Source organism: Polaromonas sp. (genome assembly GCF_041689105.1).
GTDB lineage: Bacteria > Pseudomonadota > Gammaproteobacteria > Burkholderiales > Burkholderiaceae_C > Polaromonas.
The window spans coordinates 1-24,480 of sequence record NZ_JBDNGU010000038.1; the positions used below are offsets into that span (position 1 = coordinate 1).

The following is a 24,480-nucleotide window of genomic DNA, read 5'->3' on the forward strand; positions in this document are numbered from 1 at the left end:
AGAAGACCAAAGCAGACTTGGCGCGCCTCGCCATAGACTTGCCGCTTGTCCTCACGCGTGACGGTGAAGTGATCCCATATTGCATCGCATCCGGCGAAGTCCAGCCCGTGGTTCTTGATATTGACCTTGCGCTTGACTTCGCCCCATGTAAGCATACTTAATTGTATCTACGAAATACCGCGCGTCAATTGAAATTTAACGTTGGCGATGACCGGCACGCAACAACTGCTGCGAAGCAGCGTCGTGATGTGGTGTGTCTGCGTCGATCAACATGTTAGCCATGGAACTCAGGCCCGGATAGGAACTACGTACTGGCTCAAGACTGACTCCTTCTTGAATCGGCTACTGATCCGATACCCCATCCGAACGGACACATCCTTCGGTGAGATGGCGTCTCTTGGAATCAGGCACATCTTCGGCGGATCGTTCCCGATGAAGTAGACAACGCAAAGAACATCTGCGACCAGTCGCATCGAATCATCGAACTCAGTGTTGTAAGGGTCCGGAATACCCCACGCGCGCGTGGCGCCTTTCACCTCAACCTTCATCGGGGTGCCGTCTTTCTCCACGAGAAGGTCGTACCCGTTGTGCCCCCGCTTGCGAGAAACGTCTTCCACGGAGTAGCCGTCGGCCAGAAAATGCTGCTCAGCGAGAGCAACGGCTCTCAATTCGACGCGAGGCGCGGGCTCGGAGGGTAGGTTTTCTTCCATGGCTAACGATCAGCGTTTATCTGCCGAGAAGCCAAGCTGGAAGAAACCAAGAGACCCCCTTCGGCAGATAAACCACGCTGGACTGAACCGCTGAGGTCGCGGCGGATTACAGGGGATTGTAAGTTTGGCAGGCCGTGCTGTGGTCACAGATCTGGCGCTGCGCATCTTCCAGTGACGGTTTGTCCTGTTTTGGAGACATTGCGCTGGGGCAGTCCATCGCCGGGTGACGGCTCAGATCGCCCCGCCCAGTCGCTTGGCGGGGCACGACCCCGGCGTGCCCCGCGCGGCCACACCCGATGCCCCACCCAACCCTGTTTGCGTAGCGAGCCGTCATGGTGGGCCCGTGCTGTGCGGCCTGATCGCGCTCACCGCTGCCGGCGCCGGCAACGCCTTGCAGCCCTTCAGTGTCTCGACCCAGCGCATGCGTCCGACCTGGCAACAGGGACACTGGTGCAGGTCCACCTGAGCCACCCGGTGCAGGAAGCCCTGTGCCGACTCCAGCGCCACCGCAGTGATGGGCGGCATCTGCATCTGGGCACGCGCCTGTGCCAGCGACTGGGCCTTGCTGGGAGCGAGCAAGCCATAGTGGCGAATGCGCTTGAGCCCAGAGGGCAGCACATGCAGCAGGAAGCGACGCACAAACTCCACGCCATCGAGTTTGACGCGCCGCTTGCCTCCTTGGTCGTCGGCGCGCACCTTGAGCGCCACCTGAGCGGCTGCGATGTTGACGATGCGCTCGTTGCTGATGGCCGTGCGGTGCGTGTAGCGCGCCAGGTACTCCAGCACCTGGGCCGGCCCGCCCATCGGCGTCTTGGCATACAACACCCAGTCGTGGCGGTACAGCGCCTGCTGGCGCTTGACCCAATCAAGGTTGGCGCGATCTGGATCATTGGCAATCTCGCCGCGCTCGTGCGCCGCCTGCAGGGCGGCCATGAACTTTCCCCTGAACACCGTGGACAGGGCATGCACCGGGAACACAAACTGCGGCGAGCGCGTGGGTTGCACCCAATGCCCCTGGCCTGACTCATGGCGCGTCAGACCCCCACAGGCGAGCACTGCATGCACGTGAACATGACGCTTGCCAAGTCCTGGGTCCAGGTGTGCAGCACCAGCGTGAAGGCAGCCTGGACACCCAGCCACCTCGGGTTGGCCGCAAACTCGCTCAGGGTTTGCGCCACGCAGGCAAACAAGGTATCGATCACCCAGCGCGGGTGCGCGCCGTACAGGGCGTTCAGGCTGTGCGGCAGTGTGAACACCATGTGGGCGTAGGGCACGTCCAGCACCTGGGCCAACCTGGCTTGCAGCCAGGCGTCTTTGGCGCGCGTGCCGCACTGCGGACAGTGGCGGTTGCGGCAGGCGTGGTAGTGCCACTGGCTGTGGCCGCAGGCATCACAGGCCAGGCGGTCGCCACCCAGCGCCGCCGTGCGGCAGGCAACTATTGCCCGCCAGGCTTTGGCCTGGGGTGTGGAGAGACTGTGCTGGCTCAGATACGCTGGGCCAAACTGGCGCAGTGCGCCGGCCACAGTATTGGCCACACTGGCGGCCATCACAAGACCACTCCGAAGGGATCAGTGCAGGTATAGGCCGGCCAGCAAGTCCAGTGGATAAGTGCCCTGGGGTGGGCGAAACTGTGGGCTGATCAGGTGCAGGTAGCGCCCGGTGGTGGCGATATGGCTGTGGCCCAGCAGCTTCTGGATGGTGAAGAGGTCCACGCCGCCTTCGAGCAAATGGGTGGCAAAGCAGTGGCGCAGGGTGTGGATGCCGCCGGTCTTGGTGATGGCGCCGCGGATACAGGCCCCATAGTAGGCACGTTGCGCCATACAGATATCCATGGGCTTGGTGCCACTGGAGTCGGTGAACAGCCAGACGCTGGGTTTGGCATGGCGCACGTAGGCGCGCAGCAACTCCAGCAGCGTCTGGCTCAGGATGCTATGGCGGCCTTTGCCGCCTTTGCCGCACTCCACCCGGATGCACATGCGGTCATGCGCACTGTCGATGTCTCTGACTTTGAGAGCACAGGCTTCTGAGACACGCAGCCCGGTGGCGTAGACGGTTTGCAGCAGCATGCGTTTGGCGGGGTGCAGGCAGACCGTGAGCAGGCGCGCTATCTCGCCTCGGGCCAGCAGTTCGGGTTGCTTGGCGGGGACTTTGGCGAAGGGGATGTGGAATTGCTCGCGTCCATGACCCAGCACGGTTTGGAACAAAAACTGCGCCGCGCACGCAGCCTGGTTCATGCTGCTGTACGAGAGTTTCTCGTCCTTGACCATGTTCAGCAGGTAGGCCTGGACTTCTTGCGCGGTGTACTGGGCTGGGTCACGCCGGTAGAACTTGGCCATGCGCCGGATGGCGCGTACGTAGGATTCCTGGGTGCGCGGCGCAAAGCCTCTTTGCACCATGGCATTGAGCATGCGTTGACGTAATTCGGTCATGAGGTTTCTCCTTCAAAGCCGGGGAACATTCCCCGCCTCGAAGGCTTCACCTCAGCACCCAACTATGCAAGTCGTCCAGAAAACAAAACGCGGTGGCGTTCTTTGCAGACCAGCCACCGCGTCAGCGGTTTAGTTCAAAGTAATGTAGCTCGTCGGATATTCTGGCGATCCAGTTTATCCGGCGGGATAAGCTGGACCGTTGGATCACAATCACCCCTGAAAAACCCGCCTGCCCCGCTTGACAGCTTGACTTTTGGTACCAATGCCGTGTTTTTGTGCATGGTTTTGATTTTATGAACTCTGCCGCCTATTTTCCCCAATCCAGCCGACTGCTGGAGCAGGTGAGCCAGGCGCTGCGTTACAAGCACAAGGGCGCTCAATCATCAAACAGTTCGGTATGCGTGCCTACCCCAGCGGGCTTGATGGCATGCCGGCCAGATTCAAACCAGCAGCCGCGACGTCCTGGGCACATGCGCCATCAAAAACTCCATCTGGTCCGCCAGGATGCGGCGGTTGCGCAGGATGAAGTCTTCCCAGAGGCTGGGGACATACGGTGTGTAGAGCAGCGGCATGTGGGCCTGCTCGGGTGTGCGGCTGCTCTTGCGGTGATTGCAGGCGCGGCAGGCGGTTACCACGTTCATCCAGGTGTCGATGCCGTTTTGCGCAAACGGAATGATGTGCTCGCGCGTCAGGTCTTCCTCGTAGAAGTGGTCGCCACAGTAGGCGCAAATGTTGCGGTCGCGCGCAAACAGTTTGCCATTGGTCAGCCCCGGCTTGAGGTTGAAGGGGTTGATGTTGGGCACACCCTTGGTGCCGATGATGCTGTTGACCGTGATGATGGACTGGTTGCCCGTGATGGCGTTGTGCCCGCCATGAAATGTGGCCACCCGCGCACCCATCTCCCAGCGCACCTCCTCCGAGGCATAGTGCAAAACCGCTTGTTCGAGGCTGATCCACGACTGTGGCAACCCCTGGGCTGAGAGCTTCAAGACCTTCAAACGAACCTCCAATGGTCAAACAACGCATGGAACCGGACTCAAAATGCCTGACACCTCAATATACCGTGATTTCATGACAAAGCCCTGCAGACGGGTCCTATTTGGCCTTTCAGCCCGCACCCCGCCGGCCCGTGGCGCTATTAAAACGATAATTGGTGGCATGAAAATCTTTCGCGGCCACCACGATCCCCGACTTGCGGCGCAGTGCGCGCTGACCATCGGCAACTTCGATGGCGTGCACCGCGGCCACCAGGCGATGCTGGCGCTACTGAAAAACGAGGCCCAGCACCGGGGCGTGCCCAGTTGTGTGATGACCTTTGAGCCGCATCCGCGCGACTACTTTGCGGCGGTCGCGCGCAAGCCCGAGCTGGCGCCGGCGCGTATTGCCACCCTGCGCGACAAACTGACCGAGCTGGCGCGTTGCGGCATCGACCAGTGTGTGGTGCTGCCCTTCAATGCGCGGCTGGCGTCCCAACCTGCGGAGGCCTTTATCGAGGACGTGCTGGTCAAGGGCCTGGGCGTGCGCTACGTGCTGGTGGGCGACGACTTCCGTTTTGGCGCCAAGCGCACCGGCGGCTACACCATGCTGGATACCGCCGGAGAACGCCTGGGTTTTGACGTTGCCCGCATGAACAGTTATGAAGTGAGCAACAACCGCGTGTCAAGTTCGGCTGTGCGCGAAGCGCTGGCCCAGGGCCAGATGGCCCGGGTGGCCAGCCTGCTGGGACGGCCCTACAGCATCTCGGGCCACGTGGTGCATGGCCGCAAGCTCGGGCGTGAACTGGGTTTTCGCACCCTGAACCTGCGCTTTTCACACTGGAAACCGGCGGCCAGCGGAATTTTTGCAGTGCAGGTGTTTGGGCTGGGCGACGCACCCCTGCCCGGCGTCGCCAACCTGGGCATCCGGCCGTCGCTGCACCCCGATGACGTCAATGGCGGGCGGGTGCTGCTGGAGACGCATTGCCTGGACTGGCCGGCGGGCCTGGGCGGCGAAGAGGCATACGGTAAAATCATCCGTGTGGAACTGCTACACAAACTGCACGACGAACTGAAATACGACGGTCTGGACAGCCTCAAGGCGGGCATCGCCCGGGACTGTGACGACGCGCGGGCGTTTTTTGCCCAGGCGTCCAAGTCGTTTTCAGCGTCCATGCACACGGAAACCAGCCGCCAGACCACGCGCGACCGAATTTAGACGATCTCGTCGCCCCTGGCCACGCCCCTTCCCGGGCAAAAGGCTTTTCTTCCCGATCCGTATTCCGGCGGCCCTGCCTCACCAGCCCGCCTCAACTGAAGTTTTCCATGCTTGACACCAAGACCGACTACCGCAGCACCCTCAATCTGCCCGACACCCCGTTTCCGATGCGCGGTGACCTGCCCAAGCGCGAGCCGGGCTGGGTCAAGGAGTGGGACGAAAAAGGCATCTACAAAAAGCTGCGCGACGTGCGCGCCGGCAAACCGCGTTTTGTGCTGCACGACGGCCCGCCCTACGCCAACGGCCAGATCCACATGGGTCATGCGGTCAACAAGATCCTGAAAGACATGATCGTCAAGGCGCGCCAGCTCAAGGGCATGGACGCGATCTACGTCCCGGGCTGGGACTGCCACGGCCTGCCGATCGAGAACCAGATCGAAAAAACCTTCGGTCGCAAGCTCAGCCGCGACGAGGTTCAGGCCAAAAGCCGGGCTTACGCCACCGAGCAGATCGCGCTGCAGAAAGAAGACTTCAAGCGCCTGGGCGTGCTGGGCGAGTGGGACAACCCCTACCTGACCATGAACCCCGGCAACGAAGCCGACGAAATCCGCGCGCTCAAACGCATCATGGAGCGGGGTTTTGTCTACCGCGGCCTCAAGCCTGTGTACTGGTGTTTTGACTGCGGCTCCTCGCTGGCGGAATTCGAGATCGAATACGCGGACAAGAAGTCGCAAACGCTGGATGTTGGTTTCAAGAGCGCCGAGCCGGAGAAGGTACTGGCGGCTTTCGGGCTGCCCTCACCCCTGCCCTCTCCCGCCAGCGGGACAGGGAGCCAAGAACAGCCTGTCTTGCCCCCTCGCCCCTCCGGGGAGAGGGCGGGGGTGAGGGGCGATGCCGCTGGCAAAGATATCTTCGCCGTCATCTGGACAACGACCGCCTGGACCATCCCGGCCAACCAGGCGCTGAACCTCAACCCCGAGCTCCACTACGCGCTGGTCGATACCGAACGCGGCATCCTGCTGCTGGCTGCCTCGCTGGTTGAAAAATGCATGGAGCGCTACCAGCTGACCGGCACGGTGCTGGCTACGACCGAAGGCAAAAATCTGGCGCTGCTGAACTTCCAGCACCCGCTCCATGACGTGGATGCGGGTTACCGGCGCCTGGGCCCGGTCTTCCTGGCCGACTACGCGACGGCCGACGACGGTACCGGCATCGTGCACTCCTCGCCCGCCTACGGGGTGGAGGATTTCAACTCCTGCATCGCCAATGGCATCGACGTGGACGATATCCTGAACCCGGTGCAGGCGCATGGCCGTTATGTGGATGAGCTGCCGCTGTTCGGCGGCTTGAACATCTGGAAAGCTGCACCGCTGGTGATCGACGCGCTGCGCGAGGCCGGCCGGCTTTTCGCCACCGAAACCATCACGCACAGCTACCCGCACTGCTGGCGCCACAAGTCGCCGGTGATCTACCGCGCTGCGGCCCAGTGGTTCATCCGCATGGATGAAGGCGAAGGCGTTTTTACCAAAGACAAGGCGCCGCAGACGCTGCGCCAGTTGGCCCTCAACGCCATCGAAGAAACCAGCTTCTACCCCGAAAACGGCAAAACGCGGCTCCGCGACATGATTGCCGGCCGGCCCGACTGGTGCATCTCGCGCCAGCGCAGCTGGGGTGTGCCCCTGCCGTTGTTCATCCACACCGCCACGGGCGAACTGCACCCGCGCACCATGGAACTGCTGGACACGGCGGCCGCCATGGTGGCCGAAGGCGGCATCGAGGCCTGGAGCAAGGCCACCGCTGAATCGCTGATCGGCGCGGACGCCGGGCTTTATACCAAGAGCAACGACATCCTGGACGTCTGGTTCGACTCCGGCACCACGCACTACACCGTGCTGCAGAAAAGCCATGCGGCCCAGTCCACCTGGCCGGCCGACTTGTACCTGGAAGGCCACGACCAGCACCGCGGCTGGTTCCACTCGTCACTGCTCACCGCCTGCGCGATGTACGACCATGCGCCTTACAAGGGGCTGCTGACCCACGGCTTCACCGTGGACAGCCAGGGCCGCAAGATGAGCAAGTCGCAGGGCAACGGTGTCGATCCGCAGGAAACCAGCAAAAAGCTGGGCGCCGAGATCATCCGCCTGTGGGTCGCGGCCAGCGACTACTCGGGCGATATCGCCGGCGACGACAAAATCCTCGAGCGGGTGGTGGACACCTACCGCAGAGTGCGCAACACGCTCAAGTTCCTGCTGGCCAACATCAGTGACTTCGACCCGGTCAAGGACGCGGTGCCGCTGGCGCAGATGCTGGAGATCGACCGTTATGCGCTGAGCCGCGCGGCGCAGTTGCAGGCCGACATCCTCGCGCACTACGAGGTCTACGAATTCCACCCCGTCGTGTCCAAGCTGCAGATCTACTGCAGCGAAGACCTCGGCTCCTTCTACCTCGACATCCTGAAGGACAGGCTGTACACCACAGCGCCAAAATCGCTGGCCCGACGCAGCGCCCAAACTGCGCTGCACCAGATCACCCAGGCCATGCTGCGCTGGATGGCGCCTTTCCTGAGCTTCACCGCCGAGGAAGCCTGGAAAGTGGCCGGCGCATCGGAGTCCATCTTCATGGAAACCTATGCTGAACTGGCCGCGCCCGACGCGGACCTGCTGGCGAAATGGGGGCGCGTGCGCGAGCTGCGTGACGCGGTGAACAAGGACATCGAAACCCTGCGCGCCGAAGGCAAGGTCGGCTCGTCCCTGCAAGCCAATGTCGCGCTGGAAGTCACGGCCAGCGACCACGCGCTGCTGGCCAGCCTGGGCGACGACCTGAAGTTCGCCTTCATCACATCCGCTATTGAATTAATAGCTGGTGACGCGTTGTCGATAAGGGTCAAGGCCAGTTCTGACACCAAATGTGAGCGTTGCTGGCACTACCGGGCCGATATCGGCCAGGACACCGCGCATCCGACCCTTTGCAGCCGATGCACCAGCAACCTGTTCGGTGCGGGCGAAGACAGAAAGTACGCTTGATGGCAAAAACCACCTTTGGAACCACCACACCGACCATGCTGCCCTGGCTGGGCCTGGCGCTGATCCTGCTGATCGCCGACCAGTTCACCAAGGTGCTGATCCTCGGTTACTACCAGCTCGGCGACGCGACCTACGTGACCAGCTTCTTCAACGTAGTGCGGGTGCACAACAGTGGCGCGGCGTTTTCCTTCCTCGCGTCGGCGTCGGGCTGGCAACGCTGGTTTTTTACCGCCATCGGCATGGCGGCCGCGCTGTTCATCCTGTGGATGCTGAAATCGCATTCGGGGCAAAGGCTGTTCTCCTTTGCGCTGGCATGCATCCTGGGCGGCGCCATCGGCAATGTGATCGACCGCCTGCTGCATGGTTATGTGGTGGACTTCCTGGACTTCCATTACGGCAACTGGCACTTCCCGGCCTTCAACATCGCCGACGCCGCGATCACCGTGGGCGCGATCTGCCTGATCCTGGACGAGTTGCTGCGCGTGAAGAGAAGCAAATAGCCCCAAAGCTTGTCGCTTCGCGTACTTTACTGCCTCAAGGGCAGCATCCTGGTGGTGCCGGGCAGGCTATAGTGAGCTTCTGATTTTATGAAGCACCTATTGAATTTATTGGCGGCCATAGCGCTGCTGGTCTGGGGCACGCACCTTGTGCGCACTGGCATCCTTCGCGTGTTCGGCGCCAACCTGCGCCATGTGCTCTCGCGCAGCATCAGCAACCGCTTCAACGCCGCACTCTCGGGCATAGGCGTGACCGCGCTGGTGCAGTCGAGCACGGCCACGGCTTTGATCGTGTCCTCGTTTGTGGGCCAGGGGCTGATCGCACTGCCACTTGCGCTGGCGGTGATGCTGGGTGCCGATATCGGCACCAGCCTGATGGCCGTGGTGTTCTCCTTCGATTTATCCTGGCTGTCGCCGCTGTTCATCTTTTCCGGCGTGGTGCTGTTCATCTCGCGGCAGTCGACCAACGTCGGACGTGTCGGCCGCATCCTGATCGGCCTGGGCCTGATGCTGCTGGCCCTGCGCCTGGTCACCGACTCGACCGGGGTGCTGACCTCGAACCCGGCGATCAAGGCCCTGCTGGGCACGCTGAGCAGCGATCTGCTGCTGGAAATCACCGCAGGGGCAGTGCTGGCTGTGGTCTCTTACTCCAGCCTGGCGATTGTGCTGCTGACGGCCACACTCGCGGCTTCTGGCGTGATTCCGCCTGATGTTGCGCTGGGCTTGGTGCTGGGTGCCAATCTCGGTAGCGGCCTGCTCGCGGTGCTGACGACGGCACGTTCTGCGATCGAAGTGCGGCAGGTGCCGCTGGGCAACCTGGTGTTCAAGCTGCTGGGCGTGGCGGCGGCCGCGCCCTTCGTCGGTCTGTGGCTGCGCCATGTCGCGCCACACCTCGGCGAGACAGCCACCATGGTGGTGCTGTTCCACCTGGCCTTCAACACGGTCGTCGGACTGGTGTTTATCGGCTGGACACAGGTGGTGGCACGCTGGGTTGAAAAATTCCTGCCGCGCCCGGTCAAGGGCAGCAAAGCAGGCGGGCGGCCGCACCACCTGGACCCCTCGGCGCTGGCCACGCCCTCGCTGGCGATCTCGTGCGCGGCGCGTGAGGCGCTGCACCAGGCCGATGTGGTCGAGAGCATGCTGCTGGGAATGCTGGAAGTCATACGCCGCAACGACCTCAAGCTGGCCGAAGACCTGCGCAAGATGGACGACACTGTCGACGAGTTGTATTCGGCCATCAAGTATTACCTGACCAAGATCTCGCGCGAGGCGCTCGGCGAGGAAGAAAGCCGGCGCTGGACCGACATCATCAGCTTCACCATCAACATGGAGCAGATCGGCGACATCATCGAACGCGTGCTGATCGACATCGAGGACAAGAAGATCAAGCCCGGCCGCAGTTTCTCCGAAGCCGGCATGGCCGAAATCTGCGAGTTGCACCAGCGTCTGGTGGACAACCTGCGCCTGAGCATGAGCGTGTTTCTCAACGGCAGCGTGCGCGACGCGCAAAAGCTGCTGGAAGAAAAAGCCCGCTTTCGTGACCTGGAGCGCGCCTATGCGACCACCCACCTGGGCCGCCTGTCCGACCGCACCACGCAGAGCATGGAAACCAGCTCGCTGCACATTGACCTGATCAGCGACTTGAAACGCATCAACTCGCACATCTGCTCGATTGCCTACCCCATCCTCGACTCGGCCGGCGCGCTGGCCCCGAACCGGCTGCGCCAGAGCGTGCTGCTGGACGACGTCTCCCGCTGAACGCGCATGAACCCCAACGCTGACCAGCTGTGGAAGGGGCCGCGCTGGGCTCTCGCCGTGCTGCTTGCGCTGCTCGGCATGCTGGGGCCGTTTTCAATCGACACCTACATCCCGGCGTTTTCGGGCATTGCACAGTCGCTGGGCGCCACACCGGTCGAGATGCAGCAGACGCTGTCGGCCTACCTGTTCGGTTTTGCTTTCATGAACCTGTTCCATGGCGCGCTGGCCGACAGCTTCGGACGCCGCCCCGTGGTGTTATGGGGCATTGCCATGTTCACCGTGGCGTCGGCCGGCTGCGCGCTGTCACAAAGCATCAGCCAGTTGGTGTTTTTCCGGGCGCTGCAGGGCCTGTCCACCGGCGCCGGCATCGTGGTCTCCCGCGCGGTGATCCGCGACATGTTTCCGCCGGCGCAGGCACAAAAAGTCATGAGCCAGGTGACGATTTATTTCGGCGTGGCGCCAGCGGTTGCACCCATCATCGGCGGCTGGCTGTTTGTGCACCTGAACTGGCACTCGATCTTCTGGTTTCTGACTGGCGTCGGCGTGTTGCTGTGGACCGCCAACTACCGCCTGCTGCCCGAAACGCTGCAGCTGTCGCAGCGCCAGCCTTTCAATGTGAAACACCTGATGCGCGGTTATTGGCAGCTCGGCTCCAGCGCGCGGTTTTTTCTGCTGGCGCTGGCCAGCGGTGTACCTTTCAACGGCATGTTTTTATATGTGCTGGCGGCGCCCGAGTTCCTGGGCTCGCACATGGATCTGGCGCCGACCGAATTCTTCTGGTTTTTTGTGCTGACGATCTCCGGCATCATGGCTGGTGCCTGGGTCAGCGGACGCATGGCGGGAAAGATTGCGCCCAAGCAGCAGATCCGCCACGGCTTTGTAATCATGCTGGTGGTTGCGGTACTCAACCTGGTCGCCAACCTGCTGTTCAAGGCCCATGTGTCCTGGGCGCTGTTTCCGATTGCCATCTTTGCCTTTGGTTGGGCCCTGATGGTGCCGGTGGTGACGCTGCTGGTGCTGGACCTCTACCCCGAGCGGCGCGGCATGGCGTCCTCGCTGCAGGCTTTTATCGGCTCGACCGCCAACGGCATCGTGGCCGGCGTGATCGCACCGCTGATCATGCACTCCACCATCGCGCTGGCGGCGGTGTCGCTGCTAATGCTTTGTATTGGTCTGGTGGCGTGGCTGTATTTGCACCACCGCTGGCCGGAAATTGGCAAATAAGGCCCCCACGGTCGTTCACTTCGTGTAACTCCCTGCCCCCCGGAGGGGGCCGCTGCGCCTGCGGCCTGGCAAAGCCAGATCCGCGGCCCCTGCTTGAATGGGGAGCTGTACCTCGCACCAGGCGCCGGTGCTTACCCCAGCAACGCGGCCTGGATCAGGGCCGCCTCGCTGGTAAATTCATTGGCGTGCATCTTCTCCAGCATCTCGCCCGCATCCATCAGCACGAACCTTTCGACCTCGCCATCCTGATTCACCGGCACCTGCCCATCGGGCACGGTGCAGTGGTGCCAGTCGATACGTTCGACCACATAGCCGGCGCCGTGGCCGTCGTCGCAGGGTCGGCGGATGTCGACGTGCCCTTTGTGAACGATGGCCCGCAACTGATCCAGGCGCAGACCAGCCTCTTCCCAGGTTTCACGCTCGAGTGCGCTGGCCAGCGTATCGGCGCCGCTGATCATGCCGCCCATCAAGGTGTCCCACATGCCCGGATCATTGGACTTGCTCCAGGCCCGCTGCTGCACCCAGAAGCGGCCGTCCTCGGCCTGCCCGACCAGGTGCACCGCCGCAGTGGTGATGCCCAGCACGCGAACCACCGCGCGCTCCACGCTGCCGATGCGCTGCCCTTGCGCATCGGCCACCGCCAGTTGCTCGTCACGCCAGGCATGGGCCAGGCCAGCCTCGCGCAAGGCCAGCGCCAGCGCGTCGAGCGCGGCGGTGGGTTCCCCCAGCAGACGCCAGGCCGGCCTGCCAGAATGCTCTGTTTTTGATAGCGTATTGCGTCCGTCTGACAAGGGCTGTAGCCTGATTTGACTTAAAAAATCAGGCTCCACCGAGCCAATCACCGTATCACCTGCGATCAGCGGCAGGCGCGGCCGCGCCGGGGCCAGCCTGGCGCTGGCGCGCAGCGAGGCCAGCCATTGCGGGTCCAGCCCAGCCATGGCAAATTACAAGGTCAGGATGGTGCAGCCGGTGGTCTTGCGCGCCTCCAGCGAACGGTGCGCCTGCGCCACGTCCGCCAGCGCGAAGCGCTGGTCGATGCGAATAGTCACCTTGCCGCTGCTGACCATGGCAAACAGCTGGTCGGCCATGTCCTGCGTGCTTTCGCGCGTGGCGATGTGGGTGAACAGCGTGGGCCGTGACACATACAGCGAGCCCTTGGCGGCCAGCAGGCCAATGTCCAGCGGCTCGACCTTGCCCGATGCATTGCCGAAGTTGGCCACCAGTCCAAAAGGTCGCGTGCAGTCGAGTGACTTCAGGAAGGTGTCCTTGCCCACCGAGTCGTAGACCACTTTGACGCCCTGCCCGCCAGTGATCTCTTTCACGCGCGCCACAAAGTCTTCTTTCGCATAGTTGATGACGAAGGCCGCCCCATGCTCTTTGGCGAGCGCGCATTTTTCGTCGGACCCGGCCGTGCCTATGAGTTGCAGGCCCATGGCTTTGGCCCACTGACAGGCGATCAGGCCGACACCACCGGCGGCGGCATGGAACAGCACATGGTCGCCGGCCTGCAGGCCACCTTGGGGCTGGGTGCGGCTCAGCAGGTATTGCGCGGTCAGGCCCTTGAGCATCATCGCCGCGCCGGTGTCGAAGGAAATGTCGTCGGGCAGCTTGCAGACACATTTGGCGGGCATCACGCGCAGCTCGCAGTAGCTGCCTGGTGGCTGGCTGGCGTAAGCGGCGCGGTCGCCGGCCTTCAGGTGTGTGACGCCTTCGCCCACTGCCTCGACGATGCCGGACGCCTCCATGCCGAGCTGCAGCGGCATGGGCAGCTTGTACACGCCAGCGCGCTGGTAGACATCAATGTAGTTCAGGCCAACCGCCTTGTGACGGATGCGGATCTCGCCAGGCCCGGGCTCGCCAACCTCCACGTCAACCAGCTTGAGCTCTTCGGGTCCTCCGTACTGGTCGATACGGACAGCTTTGGAGAGGGTCATGGCCATGATGGTTTTCCTTGCGTTGCGGTTGAATGGGAGATGCGGCCTGCATCCTGCCACGAAACCGCCTTGCCTGCTGGCCGTGCAAGCCGCCGTCCTGCTTCTGGCGCCGGGCGATCAGGCTCTGGTCAGCAAGGCGGCTGGCAGATGGTTACAGTCCCCGCATGACGCCCGGACTGAATTTTCGCACCGCCACGCTGCTGCTGGTGCCGCCCCTGCTCTGGGCCGGCAATGCGGTGGTGGGGCGGCTTGTCAACCAGTTGGTGCCACCCATCACCCTGAACTTCCTGCGCTGGGCGCTGGCCTTCGTCATTCTTTTGCCGCTGGCCGGCTGGGTGCTGCGCCGGAACAGCGGCATGTGGCCACACTGGCGGCGCTTCGCGGTGCTGGGTCTGCTGGGCGTGGGCGCCTACAACGCGTTGCAATACCTGGCGCTGCAGACGTCGACACCGCTCAACGTCACATTGGTCGCGGCCAGCACGCCGGTCTGGATGCTGGGCATCGGCTGGTTGTTTTTTGCGCAACCGGTGTCGCGCCGCCAGATGCTGGGCGCGCTGCTGTCCATCATCGGGGTGCTGGTGGTGCTGTCGCGCGGGCAGTTGGCACTGCTGGCCGGGGTGCGCCTGGTGCCCGGCGATCTGTACGTGCTGCTGGCCACCGCGGCCTGGGCCTTCTATAGCTGGATGTTGTCACAGCCCAAAGAGCCGACTGCCATCCGCAGCGATTGGGCCGCCTTCCTGATGGCGCAGATGGTGTTCGGCCTGGGCTGGTCAGGCCTGTTTGCCGCTGGTGAGTGGGCGCTGACCGACGCCCACATCGTCTGGGGCTGGCCGCTGGCTGCCGCCCTGCTGTACGTGGCCCTTGGCCCGGCCATCCTGGCGTATCGCTGCTGGGGCCTCGGCATTCAGCGTGTCGGCCCCAACATCGCCGGCTTTTTTGCCAACCTCACGCCGCTGTTTGCGGCGCTGATGTCCGCGGCCTTCCTCGGCGAGTTGCCTCAGCCCTACCACGGCCTTGCCTTTGTGCTGATCGTCGGCGGGATTGTGGTGTCGTCCCGGCGGTGATGCACGCAGCTCCAGGTCTTTTTCGCAAACCAGGCAACAGCAGCTTGGACGTGACCGTCACCCCGCCACCTGCATCCGCACCCGCCGCGCCGCCTCTTCAGCGCGAGCGTCGTCGATCTCGCGCATGACGCTGCCCATGTCCACCGCTGCGGTCCGGCGCTCGAAGCGGCCGGTCAGCGGGCTGTCGACGTGCAGCATGCCGCGCTGATACAGGTCCCATATCTCCAGGCCGAAGTCGGTGTGCAGCAGCTCGGGCGCGAAACGGCCGAAGAAGTTACGCAGGTTGTCCACGTCTCGCAGCAGCATGCGGGCGGCGTGGTTGTTGCCGGCCGCATCAATGGCCTGCGGCAGGTCGATGATCACCGGGCTGTCAACGCCGTCGTGGTGGCCCAGCAGGATATTGAACTCGGACAGGTCGCCATGCACCACGCCAGCGCAAAGCATGCGCACCACCTGCCCGATCAGCATGGCGTGGTGGACCAGCGCGTCTTCGCGTGAAAGAACCACATCGTTCAGGCGCGGGGCGGCATCACCGCGTTCGTCGGTCACCAGTTCCATCAACAACACGCCGTCGTGGAAGTTGTAAGGCGTGGGCACGCGCACGCCAGCGGCGGCCAGTCGGTACAGCGCATCGACCTCGGCGCTTTGCCAGGCGGCCTCCTGCGCCTGCCGCCCGAACTTCGTTCCCTTGGCCATGGCGCGGGCCTGGCGGCTGCTCTTGACCTTGCGGTTTTCGGTGTAGTCCACCGCCTGGCGAAAACTGCGCTGTGTGGCTTCCTTGTAGATCTTGGCGCAGCGCGTGTCGTCGCCGCAGCGCACTACGTAGACCATGGCTTCCTTGCCGCTCATGAGCTGGCGCACAACGGTATCGATCAGGCCTTCCTCGATCAGGGATTGCAGTCTGGGGGGAGCTTTCATGGACCTATTGTGCCCCGCCGTCGCTGCGCGGACGCAACGGCGTCAGGCTGGCGGGTCGATGGCAGCCAACGCGTGGGCCAAGGCAGCCACGTTGTCCGGCCTCACCAGCCGAGTGACTTCCCCACCGTCACGCAAAAACACCAGCGTCGGCCACAGCTTGACGCCAAAGGAGCGGCCCAGGCGCCGGCCGCTGCCGTCCTCGACCTTGAGATGGCAAACACCGGGGTGGTCCGCAAAACTGGCAGCCAGCAAGGGCTGGGCGGCCCGGCAAAACGAGCACCAGCCTGTGCCGAATTCAAGCACCACCGGGCCAGTCAGCGCATCGACCTGCGTGCGCCCGGGTTCGGGATCAGTGAAGCGCGCCGAAAAACCCATGGGTCAAATGCGCTGGTGAGCGCCCAGGTCCTGCAGTGTCGGGGCCGCCAGCGCTGCGTCCCAGTGCTGCAGCACGGCGGGCTTTGCGCCGTCGAAGCTGCCCACCAGCTCGGCAGGGCAGATCGTCAGCCGGCCTTGCTTGAATTTCATCTTCACAAAAACCTCAGCGTGCAGCGCTGTCCCCACCGTGAACACATGGTGAAAATAAGCGCACTTGCCGTCTGCAAAAATGACTTGCGGAGCTACCGCAGCGCGGCTGAAAAGACGGACAGGCCTGGCGAAGCGCACCAGCTGGGAAGCGTTCACAAAGCGGTAGCCCTTGCGCAGCATGTCCCGCACCAGCCCGGTTCTGACCACGTAGTCCAGCTGGGCCGACTCGGCCATCTGCAGGTAGCGGTCGCTCTTGAGCGTGGCCAGGCCGGTGTCCAGGGGGGTGACCCAAAACCCTAGCTGCGTGCGCGACTGCGGCGTGACGCTGCGGTAGTGGCACAGTGCCACCAGCAGCGTCAGCAGATTTCTCAGCAGTCCCGCCATGGCGCCTGGCGCAGCGTGTCCGGGCTCAATAAGTGCCGGGGTAAGCGCCGCCATCGGCCAGCACGTTCTGGCCAGTGATGTAGGCGGCGTGGGTGCTGCACAAAAACGCGCAGATCGCACCAAACTCTTCGGGCGTGCCGAAACGCTGGGCCGGAATGGTCTTGCGCCGTGCGTCCATCACCGCATCAATCGGCTGGCCGGTTTTTGTGGCCGCTCCCTGCATGGTGCCGCGCAAACGGTCGGTGTCAAAGGCACCGGGCAGCAGGTTGTTGATGGTCACGCCGCTGGCTGCGAGCTTGGTACGCGCGACGCCGGCAACAAAACCGGTCAGTCCGCTGCGCGCGCCGTTGGACAGCCCGAGGATGTCGATGGGCGCCTTGACCGAGCTGGAGGTGATATTGACGATGCGGCCAAAGCCGCGTTCGGCCATGCCGTCCACCGTGGCCTTGATCAGCTCGATGGGTGTGAGCATGTTGGCATCCACGGCCTTGATCCACGCGTCGCGGTCCCAGCTGCGGAAGTCGCCCGGCGGCGGGCCGCCAGCATTGGTGACCACGATGTCAAAGTCCTTGCGCACGGCAAACACCGCAGCGCGGCCTTCCGTTGTGGTGATATCTGCAGCGACAAATCGCACCTCAGCCGCTGCCGGCCGGGCGCTGTCAGCTATCAATTTGCTAGCGCTTGCTTCCAGCACTTCGGCGCCCCGGGCGACGATCAGCACATTCACGCCCTCGCGAACCAGCGCCTGGGCACAACCCAGGCCCAACCCCTTGCTTGCGCCGCACACCAGCGCCCATTTGCCTGCAATACCCAAATCCATAATAATTCCTGCTTCATTTTCGTGAAAGTGAGTGGCCATGATACTGAGTAAATTCAACCGCCTGCACGTGCTGGTCTCTTGCCTGCTCGTGTCAGGCGGCTTGGCCCAGGCGCAGAGCGAATCGGTTCAGATCAAACGCGCCGTCGAATTGCGTGAGACACCCGGCGAAGGCTCGCGCAGCCTGGCCGCCCTGGCCGCCCGGACACCCGTGACCCGTTCAGGTCTGCGGCAGGGCGCCTGGATTGAGGTGCGTACCGCCGACGGGGCCTCGGGCTGGGTGCACATGTTTGATGTTGGTGCTGCCAGCAGTGCAGCACCGGCCGGCGCGGGCACGAACGCGCTACGCGGCCTGACCAGTTTTTTCAACAAAGGCAGCGCGCAGGGCGGGACCATCACGGCCACCTCCACCGTGGGCATACGCGGGCTGGGCGCCGAAGACCTCGCGCGCGCCCAACCCAACCCTGCCGCCGTCACGCAGGCCGACGCGCTGCGGCAGGACGCCGACCAGGCGCGGCAGTTTGCGGCCAGTGCCGCGCTCAGCAGCCGGACGGTTGACGCGCTGCCAACGCCAGCACCGGTGCAAAACACCAGCCCCATGATCAACACCAACAACTAGGAGCTGCGCCATGAAGCTGCCAAACATCTCCCCCCGCGCGGCGAGCCTGTCATGGCTGATGCTGCTCCCCGGGCTGGGCGCTGCGCCCGCCTACAGCCAGGACGGTGGCAAGGCGCTGAACCTGCTCGGCTCCTTTCTGCGCCAGGCCGCCCCGGCCGAAGCGCCGGCGCAGCAGCAGCAGCCGGCGTCGCCGGCAGGCCTGCTGGGCAATCTGTTGGGCGCCGGGCTGGCGCCGTCGGGTGACAACCAGGCCGCCAACGCCGGCAACCTGATCGGCCTGCTGTCGCAATCGCTGGAGCAGATTGACGAACCCAAGGAGATCGAGATCGGCCGTCAGCTGGCCGCCGTGCTGCTGGGCAGCAAGCCCTTGCATCCCGACATGGCGCTGCAGCGTTATGTGAACCAGCTCGGCCGCTGGATCAGCCTGCAGTCCGCACGGCCGCAACTGCCCTGGACGTTTGGCGTGCTCGACGACCCGGGCTTTAACGCCTTTGCCGCGCCCGGCGGTTATGTGTTTGTCACCAAGGGCCTGGTAGACCAGGTGGCCGATGAAGCTGAACTGGCCGGCATCCTGGCGCATGAAATCACCCATGTCACGGGCAAGCACCATTTGCAGGCCATGGCCAAATCGGCCCGTTCTGGCCTGCTGACCCAGGCCATCGGCTCGCAGGTCAAGGGCGAACTGGCCGGTGCGGTGTCGGCCCAGTTTCTGAGTCTGGGGCGTGACCTGTACTCGCGTGGCCTGGACCAGAGCGACGAATTCGAAGCCGACCGCCACGGCGTGGCGCTGGCAGCACGCGCCGGTTTCGACCCCTACGGCCTGGTTGCGGTGCTGCAGCAGTTGCGCACCGCCTCGCCCGACAACCCGCTGTTTGCCCTGTCACTGAGCACCCACCCGCCCGCCCAGCAAAGGCTGGACCTGCTGGAGCAGGCCATGGGCACGCGCATGGACGGTTTCACCGGCCAGCCCGCCGTCACGGTCACGCAGCGCATGGAGCGGCTGGCGGCCACGCGCACGGCCAGTCGGGCCGATGCGCCAGCGGCCACAGCGCCTGCGGGGCGGCGGGTGCCGGTGAAAAAGTAAGGACGACTTTTTCAGCGTTCGGGCTGAGCTTGGCCCGTTCTGAGCTTGTCGAAGGGTCGAAGCCGGTGCGAGCTTGCGCGTCTGTAGTTCTACCGACAAGCCGGGGGTTGCCCGGCAGCAACTCACTTTCTTTTTGCGTCGCCAAAAAGAAAGTGAGCCAAGAAAAAAGCGACCCGATGGTCTGGGCCCCTGCGCTGCGCTTCGGGGCAACCTGCGGTGCTCGCCGAAAAAGGGGTCGAGCTCGAACTCGCCTTCGGCTCAGACAATCGCAAGCCCTGATCCGCTTTTGCCTGCGCTCCTCAGCCCAGCCCGACGGGTGGGGGAGAAAACAAACACCAATCCGAATACAGATACCGAACTCGATCCGGAGTTGAAGAAGCGCGCAGCGCTTCCTGCACGGGAATCCCAGCAGACAGTCATGTTTGCACGCGAGCGCTGCACGCGCGGCCAAATGCGGCTCCCTTCCATCGCCCAGTGGGGCGAGGGAAGGGCGGGGGGGTTGGGAGTGGGGAGTTGGCCTACTGTCCAACGCCAACCGGGGACGCAGCGTGATGCCGGACCAGGCTGGGTGGTCGGGGAACGGACTTCAAAGAATCCGGTTGAACCACAGCAGCGACAGCGAGGCCGACATCAGTGCCAGCACCGCTGCAGCTAGTGCGAGCAGACCCGAAATCTCGGTTTCCTTTTTCTCCACCGTCAGGCGCGAACTCAGGGTTTCATAAACTTTTTTCAGGTCGGCTGCGGTGCCGGCGTAAAAGTACTCGGCCTGGGTGCTGGTGGCAATCGCCTTGAGGGTTTCCTCGTCGAGCTTGACGCGCATGGACCAGCCCTCAAAACCGATGGTCTCGCCGTCCACTGTCCCCACACCCACGGTGTAGATGCGCACCCCGCGTTCGGCCGCCATCTTGGCGGCTTCCAGCGAGTCGACACCGGTGGTGCGCTGCCCATCGGTCAACAGGATGATGGCGGCCGAGGTGTAGGAGCCTGGGGCAACCGGTATGAACTCTTTTTTGGGCTGCTTGGTTGCCTGGTCGATGGCGACGCCGCCGCTGCGGTTGCGGCCGTAGGTGAGCGATGCCAGGTCGATGCCCGCGTCAGGAAACAGCTCGCCCAGTGACACGACGATGGCATTCCCGATGGCCGTGGCGCGCTGCAGCTGGAACTTGTCGATGGCCGTCACCAGGTCTTCGCGGCTCAGGGTGGCTGGCTGCACCACCGAGGCGGTGCCGGCAAAAGCCACAATGCCGACCCGCACGCTACGCGGCAGGTCCGCCAGAAAAGCCTTGGCAGCGTTTTGCGAGGCGACCAGCCGGTTCGGCAACACATCGGTGGCGCGCATGCTGCCCGACACGTCCATCGCGAGGATGATGGTTTCCTGCTGCGAAGGCAAGGTAATCACTGCAAACGGGCGCGACGCGGCCAGCAGCATCGCGGCCATGGCCAGCAGAAACAGCAGTGGCGGGATATGGCGCCGGAAAGTCTGCCCGCTGCCCATGGCTTCGCGCACGATGGACAGGCTGGCAAAACGCAGCGCCATCTTCTTTTTGCGCCGCAGCAGCCAGACATACACGGCCACCAGCAAGGGCAGGGCCAGCAACAGCCAGAGAAACTGCGGCCAGAGAAAAGTGACAGGTGAGTTCATGGGAAGGTCTCCTTCGGGCCGTGATCAGGCGGCCGCCTTGAGATGGTCCGGCAGCGAGCGCCGGCCTTTGCCCGCCGCGCCGGACGACTGGCCGCGGCGCTTGCGGAGTTCGGTAAAACGCATGATGGCGTCAACCAGGTCGCCGTCGGTGGACAGCTCCAGCGTATCGACACCGGCACGCACCAGCGCCTGGCGCAAATCGGCCTCCCGCTGCGCCGCGATGCGCGCAAAGCGGCGGCGAAAACCAGCGTCGTGGGTGTCCACCAGCAGTTGCTCGCCGGTCTCCGCGTCACGAATCGGGATCAGCCCCAGGTCGGGCAGCGCCAGCTCCATCGGGTCCAGCAGGCGCACCGCCACCACTTCATGGCGCTGTGCCAGCTGGCCCAAAGTCTTTTCCCACCCTGACTCGCTGATGAAGTCCGACACCACAAACACTGTCGAGCGTCGGCGCAGCAGCCTGGCGGCAGATTGCAGCAGCTCGTCCAGTCGCGTGGTCGTCGTCCCGGTGGCTTCGGGACGGGTCTGCATGGCATGCAGCAGGTGCAGCACATGCGGGCGACCGCCGCGCGCGGGCAGCACGGTGTCGACACCGCTGCCGTAAAGCATGGCGCCAACACGGTTTCCATGGCGCGTGAGCATGCGCGCCAGCACCGCGACAAACTCGCTGGAGACCTGGCTTTTGCGCTGGTCGCCCGAGCCGAAATCGACCGACGGGCTCAGGTCCAGCAAAAACCAGCTGGCCATCTCCCGGTCTTCGGTGAAGACGCGCACATGCGGCATTTGCAGGCGGGCGGTCACGTTCCAGTCGATATGACGCACGTCGTCATGGTGTTGGTATTCGCGCAGTTCGGCCAGGTCCATGCCGGTTCCGCGCATCAGGGTGCGGTAGTCGCCCTGGAGCAGGCCGTCGAGCCGACGCAGCACGGTCCACTCAAGCCGGCGCAGCACATGTTCGGCGCCGGCAGCGGCACCAGCTTGCGCCGTCGCCACCAATGCCGGAACGGGCGCATCGGCTTGAGCGGACTTGCGAAACCAGTTTTTCATGACAGGTCAGCGCCCCGGAACGACCGTGGGGCGCTCTTCTTCTCTTTTCAAGCAGGGGCCGCGGATCTGGCTTTGCCAGTCCGCAGGCGCAGCGGCCCCCTCGGGGGGCAGCGAAGTACACGCAGTGGCGAGCGTGGGGGCCATATCTCTAGGCCGCCAGTTTTTCATGTTCAAGTGGCCGCGCAGGCGCCGGCACCTTCGCCATGATTTCCCCGATCACGGTGTCGGCATCCAGCCCTTCGGACAGCGCTTCGTAGGACAGCACCAGCCGGTGCCGCAGCACGTCGGGCACCAGGTCGGTCATGTCTTCGGGCAGGGCGTAGGTGCGGCCGCGCAGCATGGCCAGCGCGCGTGCGCCTTCGGTCAGGTTGATGGTGGCGCGCGGGCTGGCGCCGAAGGTGATGAAGCGGGCCAGGTCCTTGAGGCCATGCTTTTCAGGCGTTCGGGTGGCCGACACCAGGCGCACCGCGTACTGGATCAGCGACGGGTCCACATAGACGCGGCGGCATTCGCGCTGCAGTTCGGCCAGTTGCTCGGTGGTGGCTACGCTGGAAACCGCGACAGCCGGGCCAATCACGCGCTGGACGATGACAAACTCTTCCTCGTCGGTGGGGTAGTCGACCAGCACCTTCATCATGAAGCGGTCCACCTGCGCCTCTGGCAGTGGGTAGGTGCCTTCGGTTTCGATCGGGTTTTGCGTGGCCATCACCAGAAAGGGCTCAGGCACGCGATGTGTTTCGCCTGCGATCGTGACCTGGCGCTCCTGCATCACTTCCAGCAGCGCGCTCTGCACCTTGGCCGGCGCCCGGTTGATCTCGTCGGCCAGCAGCAGGTTGGTAAACACCGGGCCCAGCGAGGTGCTGAAGTCGCCGGTTTTCTGGTTGTAGATGCGAGTGCCCACCAGGTCGGCCGGCACCAGGTCAGGGGTGAACTGGATGCGCTTGAAATTGCCCTGGATGGTATTGGCCAGCGTCTTGACGGTCAGGGTTTTGGCCAGACCCGGCACACCTTCAACCAGCAGGTGGCCCTGGGCCAGGATGGCGACCATCACACGTTCAAGAAAGCGGTCCTGGCCGACCACGACGCGTTTGACTTCGTAAAGAATCTGCTCCATCAGTTGCGCGGTGTGGGCATCCTGCGGCGATGACTGTGCTTGCATGGGTAGGGTCCTTAAAAAGGGGTCAGGCCGACGGCCGAGGCAGCGTTTTCAATCGGTACCGCAAACGCAATGCCGACAAAGCTGCGTTGCTGGTTGGGGTTGAGGATGGCGGTGACGATGCCGACCACCTCGCCGTCCATGGTGACCAGCGGGCCACCCGAATTGCCGGGGTTGGCGGCCGCATCAAACTGGATCAGGTTGCGAAGGTCCTGTTTGCCCTCGGGTGAGCGAAAGGTGCGCTTGAGGCCCGATATCACGCCCGCCGATGCCGAAGGCCCGATACCGAAGGGGTAGCCGACCGCCAGTACGTGGTCGCCAGGCGCCAGGTCGCCGGTGGAACGCATGGTGGCCGCAATCATGTCGTCGGGGATCTTGTGGGCCTGCAGCACTGCCAGGTCGTTTTCAGGCTGCAGGCCGGTCACATGGGCCGTGGACTCCAGCCCGTCGGAAAACACCACCTTGATGCTTTGCGCGCCCTGCACCACATGCAGGTTGGTCAGGATGATGCCCTTGTCGACAATCACGACGCCGCTGCCGACGCCGTACTCCACGTCTTCCTTGCCGTCCTTGCTTTTTCCGTAAGCCGTGACACGCACCACCGAGGGGCGAATCTTGTCGTAGGCCCTGGCCACGGCCGATGGCAGTTGGGTGGTTTCCAGCGTCTTGAGTACGGCTGCGTTGATGTCGTCCTGGGTCAGCTTGCGCGGCATCGGGCGCAGGGACAGCGACAGGCTGATGAGCAGCAGTACGGCCAGGAGCAGCAGGGCCGACCACAACAGGCGCGGATTGGAGGCAGAGAAAAAACGGGTGGCCGGCAAAGAGTCGATGGGCGGTGCCGCTGCCGGCGCTGCCGGGTCTGGCCCCGAAGCCCGCGAAAGTTTGCTGGAGCTGCTGTAAAGGGCGGGCCTGCGCATCCGTGTCACCTGTAAAAATGATTTTCTGGACTGACGATGCACGGTATCACGTCTGGTGCATCCCTGCATATAGTTCGGCTACCTGGGGGGATATTTGATTCGGCGGATTCAGGCATTATTGGAGAATGTCTGCATGGATAGATACCCATTGCCACCTGGACGCAGCGGAATTCGACGCCGACCGCCCCGCCATGCGCGCACGGGCGGCGGCCGCGGGCGTGGCTTTATGTGTCTGGCCGGCGGTTGCCGCCTTCAATTTTGCTGCGGTGCGGGACATGGCGCACGCCTTTGGGGACAGTTACGCCCTGGGCATTCACCCGCTGTGTGTCAAAAACGCGCAAGACGGCGATCTCGCGCTGCTGGATGCCGAGCTGGCCCTGCGGCACGCCGATCCGCGGCTGGTGGCGGTGGGCGAGATTGGTCTTGACTATTTTGTGCCGGAGCTCACACAAAGCCCGTTGCGCGAGCGGCAGGAGTATTTCTACCGCGAGCAGCTCCGGCTCGCGCGGAAACACGGTCTGCCTGTGATCCTGCACGTGCGC

22 protein-coding genes and 1 pseudogene are annotated in these 24,480 nt (G+C 63.7%); 9 read left to right on the forward strand and 14 right to left on the reverse strand.

Features of this window, described 5'->3' with window-relative positions; translation table 11 throughout:
• Positions 1–287: 287 nt before the first annotated feature.
• The 4 genes and pseudogenes from ACESMT_RS03550 to ACESMT_RS03565 all read right to left on the reverse strand — a co-directional run bounded on the left by ACESMT_RS03550 (position 288) and on the right by ACESMT_RS03565 (position 4,137).
• Complete coding sequence (locus ACESMT_RS03550; protein WP_372825198.1) at positions 288–710, reverse strand: hypothetical protein; 423 nt, start codon at positions 708–710, stop codon at positions 288–290.
• 330 nt (positions 711–1,040) lie between these two features.
• A pseudogene (locus ACESMT_RS03555) lies at positions 1,041–2,257 on the reverse strand (IS91 family transposase).
• Between the two features lie 21 nt (positions 2,258–2,278).
• A complete protein-coding gene (locus ACESMT_RS03560; protein ID WP_372825199.1) occupies positions 2,279–3,139 on the reverse strand; it encodes a tyrosine-type recombinase/integrase in 861 nt (286 codons plus the stop codon).
• Between the two features lie 440 nt (positions 3,140–3,579).
• Positions 3,580–4,137, reverse strand: coding sequence for an HNH endonuclease (locus ACESMT_RS03565; RefSeq protein ID WP_372825200.1), 558 nt, complete (start codon positions 4,135–4,137; stop codon positions 3,580–3,582).
• 160 nt (positions 4,138–4,297) lie between these two features.
• Here ACESMT_RS03565 and ACESMT_RS03570 point away from each other — a divergent pair, with 160 nt between their 5' ends.
• From ACESMT_RS03570 to ACESMT_RS03590, 5 genes are all read left to right on the forward strand, one after another.
• The gene (locus tag ACESMT_RS03570) at positions 4,298–5,332 is read left to right on the forward strand and encodes a bifunctional riboflavin kinase/FAD synthetase (RefSeq protein ID WP_372825201.1); all 1,035 of its coding nucleotides are present in this window, start codon (positions 4,298–4,300) and stop codon (positions 5,330–5,332) included.
• A 107-nt stretch (positions 5,333–5,439) separates the two neighbouring features.
• On the forward strand, positions 5,440–8,355 hold the full coding sequence (ileS, locus tag ACESMT_RS03575) for an isoleucine--tRNA ligase (RefSeq protein ID WP_372825202.1): 2,916 nt from the start codon (positions 5,440–5,442) through the stop codon (positions 8,353–8,355).
• Complete coding sequence (gene lspA, locus ACESMT_RS03580; RefSeq protein WP_372825203.1) at positions 8,355–8,855, forward strand: signal peptidase II; 501 nt, start codon at positions 8,355–8,357, stop codon at positions 8,853–8,855. The genes ileS and lspA overlap by 1 nt, the downstream gene beginning before the upstream one ends.
• A gap of 87 nt (positions 8,856–8,942) precedes the next feature.
• A complete protein-coding gene (locus tag ACESMT_RS03585) occupies positions 8,943–10,610 on the forward strand; it encodes a Na/Pi cotransporter family protein (protein WP_372825204.1) in 1,668 nt (555 codons plus the stop codon).
• 6 nt (positions 10,611–10,616) lie between these two features.
• Positions 10,617–11,834: a multidrug effflux MFS transporter gene (locus ACESMT_RS03590; RefSeq protein ID WP_372825205.1), complete on the forward strand. Its 1,218-nt coding sequence runs from the start codon at positions 10,617–10,619 to the stop codon at positions 11,832–11,834.
• Positions 11,835–11,965: 131 nt separating this feature from the next.
• On the opposite strand, the gene ACESMT_RS03595 is transcribed toward ACESMT_RS03590, so the two are convergent.
• Both ACESMT_RS03595 and ACESMT_RS03600 read right to left on the reverse strand, forming a co-directional pair.
• Positions 11,966–12,772, reverse strand: a complete 807-nt coding sequence (locus ACESMT_RS03595) for an NUDIX domain-containing protein (RefSeq protein WP_372825206.1) — start codon at positions 12,770–12,772, stop codon at positions 11,966–11,968.
• 6 nt (positions 12,773–12,778) lie between these two features.
• The gene (locus ACESMT_RS03600) at positions 12,779–13,774 is read right to left on the reverse strand and encodes a quinone oxidoreductase (RefSeq protein WP_372825207.1); all 996 of its coding nucleotides are present in this window, start codon (positions 13,772–13,774) and stop codon (positions 12,779–12,781) included.
• Between the two features lie 158 nt (positions 13,775–13,932).
• Between ACESMT_RS03600 and ACESMT_RS03605 the strand changes: the two genes are divergently transcribed.
• Complete coding sequence (locus tag ACESMT_RS03605) at positions 13,933–14,832, forward strand: DMT family transporter (protein ID WP_372825208.1); 900 nt, start codon at positions 13,933–13,935, stop codon at positions 14,830–14,832.
• A 57-nt stretch (positions 14,833–14,889) separates the two neighbouring features.
• Here ACESMT_RS03605 and ACESMT_RS03610 read toward each other — a convergent pair whose 3' ends face one another.
• The 4 genes from ACESMT_RS03610 to ACESMT_RS03625 are packed head-to-tail and all read right to left on the reverse strand — an operon-like array spanning position 14,890 to position 17,479.
• Complete coding sequence (locus tag ACESMT_RS03610; protein ID WP_372825209.1) at positions 14,890–15,750, reverse strand: PA4780 family RIO1-like protein kinase; 861 nt, start codon at positions 15,748–15,750, stop codon at positions 14,890–14,892.
• A gap of 42 nt (positions 15,751–15,792) precedes the next feature.
• Positions 15,793–16,125, reverse strand: coding sequence for a thioredoxin family protein (locus ACESMT_RS03615; RefSeq protein ID WP_372825210.1), 333 nt, complete (start codon positions 16,123–16,125; stop codon positions 15,793–15,795).
• Positions 16,126–16,128: 3 nt separating this feature from the next.
• Positions 16,129–16,659: a thioesterase family protein gene (locus ACESMT_RS03620; RefSeq protein WP_372825211.1), complete on the reverse strand. Its 531-nt coding sequence runs from the start codon at positions 16,657–16,659 to the stop codon at positions 16,129–16,131.
• A 25-nt stretch (positions 16,660–16,684) separates the two neighbouring features.
• Positions 16,685–17,479, reverse strand: coding sequence for an SDR family oxidoreductase (locus ACESMT_RS03625; protein WP_372825212.1), 795 nt, complete (start codon positions 17,477–17,479; stop codon positions 16,685–16,687).
• A 37-nt stretch (positions 17,480–17,516) separates the two neighbouring features.
• Here ACESMT_RS03625 and ACESMT_RS03630 point away from each other — a divergent pair, with 37 nt between their 5' ends.
• Complete coding sequence (locus ACESMT_RS03630; RefSeq protein ID WP_372825213.1) at positions 17,517–18,095, forward strand: SH3 domain-containing protein; 579 nt, start codon at positions 17,517–17,519, stop codon at positions 18,093–18,095.
• Between the two features lie 10 nt (positions 18,096–18,105).
• Positions 18,106–19,179, forward strand: a complete 1,074-nt coding sequence (locus ACESMT_RS03635) for a M48 family metalloprotease (protein ID WP_372825214.1) — start codon at positions 18,106–18,108, stop codon at positions 19,177–19,179.
• Positions 19,180–19,765: 586 nt separating this feature from the next.
• On the opposite strand, the gene ACESMT_RS03640 is transcribed toward ACESMT_RS03635, so the two are convergent.
• From ACESMT_RS03640 to ACESMT_RS03655, 4 genes are all read right to left on the reverse strand, one after another.
• The gene (locus tag ACESMT_RS03640) at positions 19,766–20,821 is read right to left on the reverse strand and encodes a VWA domain-containing protein (RefSeq protein WP_372825215.1); all 1,056 of its coding nucleotides are present in this window, start codon (positions 20,819–20,821) and stop codon (positions 19,766–19,768) included.
• Between the two features lie 24 nt (positions 20,822–20,845).
• Positions 20,846–21,865, reverse strand: coding sequence for a DUF58 domain-containing protein (locus tag ACESMT_RS03645; protein ID WP_372825216.1), 1,020 nt, complete (start codon positions 21,863–21,865; stop codon positions 20,846–20,848).
• A 148-nt stretch (positions 21,866–22,013) separates the two neighbouring features.
• On the reverse strand, positions 22,014–23,024 hold the full coding sequence (locus ACESMT_RS03650; protein ID WP_372825217.1) for an AAA family ATPase: 1,011 nt from the start codon (positions 23,022–23,024) through the stop codon (positions 22,014–22,016).
• 11 nt (positions 23,025–23,035) lie between these two features.
• Positions 23,036–23,938 (reverse strand): S1C family serine protease, encoded by a 903-nt coding sequence (locus tag ACESMT_RS03655; protein ID WP_372825218.1) that lies wholly within the window; start codon positions 23,936–23,938, stop codon positions 23,036–23,038.
• 125 nt (positions 23,939–24,063) lie between these two features.
• On the opposite strand from ACESMT_RS03655, the gene ACESMT_RS03660 reads away from it, so the two are divergent.
• Positions 24,064–24,480 (forward strand): TatD family hydrolase (locus ACESMT_RS03660; protein WP_372825219.1); only part of this gene is annotated, 417 nt, incomplete at its 3' end.

Coding starts and splice junctions, on each gene's coding strand:
- ACESMT_RS03650 (WP_372825217.1), bottom strand. CDS start 23,024: ATGCAAGCACAGTCATCGCCGCAGGATGCCCACACCGCGCAACTGATG.
- ACESMT_RS03640 (WP_372825215.1), bottom strand. CDS start 20,821: ATGAACTCACCTGTCACTTTTCTCTGGCCGCAGTTTCTCTGGCTGTTG.
- ACESMT_RS03595 (WP_372825206.1), bottom strand. CDS start 12,772: ATGGCTGGGCTGGACCCGCAATGGCTGGCCTCGCTGCGCGCCAGCGCC.
- ACESMT_RS03605 (WP_372825208.1), top strand. CDS start 13,933: ATGACGCCCGGACTGAATTTTCGCACCGCCACGCTGCTGCTGGTGCCG.
- ACESMT_RS03560 (WP_372825199.1), bottom strand. CDS start 3,139: ATGACCGAATTACGTCAACGCATGCTCAATGCCATGGTGCAAAGAGGC.
- ACESMT_RS03585 (WP_372825204.1), top strand. CDS start 8,943: ATGAAGCACCTATTGAATTTATTGGCGGCCATAGCGCTGCTGGTCTGG.
- ACESMT_RS03645 (WP_372825216.1), bottom strand. CDS start 21,865: ATGAAAAACTGGTTTCGCAAGTCCGCTCAAGCCGATGCGCCCGTTCCG.
- ACESMT_RS03625 (WP_372825212.1), bottom strand. CDS start 17,479: ATGGATTTGGGTATTGCAGGCAAATGGGCGCTGGTGTGCGGCGCAAGC.
- ACESMT_RS03620 (WP_372825211.1), bottom strand. CDS start 16,659: ATGGCGGGACTGCTGAGAAATCTGCTGACGCTGCTGGTGGCACTGTGC.
- lspA (WP_372825203.1), top strand. CDS start 8,355: ATGGCAAAAACCACCTTTGGAACCACCACACCGACCATGCTGCCCTGG.
- ACESMT_RS03630 (WP_372825213.1), top strand. CDS start 17,517: ATGATACTGAGTAAATTCAACCGCCTGCACGTGCTGGTCTCTTGCCTG.
- ACESMT_RS03550 (WP_372825198.1), bottom strand. CDS start 710: ATGGAAGAAAACCTACCCTCCGAGCCCGCGCCTCGCGTCGAATTGAGA.
- ACESMT_RS03590 (WP_372825205.1), top strand. CDS start 10,617: ATGAACCCCAACGCTGACCAGCTGTGGAAGGGGCCGCGCTGGGCTCTC.
- ACESMT_RS03635 (WP_372825214.1), top strand. CDS start 18,106: ATGAAGCTGCCAAACATCTCCCCCCGCGCGGCGAGCCTGTCATGGCTG.
- ileS (WP_372825202.1), top strand. CDS start 5,440: ATGCTTGACACCAAGACCGACTACCGCAGCACCCTCAATCTGCCCGAC.
- ACESMT_RS03570 (WP_372825201.1), top strand. CDS start 4,298: ATGAAAATCTTTCGCGGCCACCACGATCCCCGACTTGCGGCGCAGTGC.
- ACESMT_RS03600 (WP_372825207.1), bottom strand. CDS start 13,774: ATGGCCATGACCCTCTCCAAAGCTGTCCGTATCGACCAGTACGGAGGA.
- ACESMT_RS03615 (WP_372825210.1), bottom strand. CDS start 16,125: ATGGGTTTTTCGGCGCGCTTCACTGATCCCGAACCCGGGCGCACGCAG.
- ACESMT_RS03610 (WP_372825209.1), bottom strand. CDS start 15,750: ATGAAAGCTCCCCCCAGACTGCAATCCCTGATCGAGGAAGGCCTGATC.
- ACESMT_RS03655 (WP_372825218.1), bottom strand. CDS start 23,938: ATGCGCAGGCCCGCCCTTTACAGCAGCTCCAGCAAACTTTCGCGGGCT.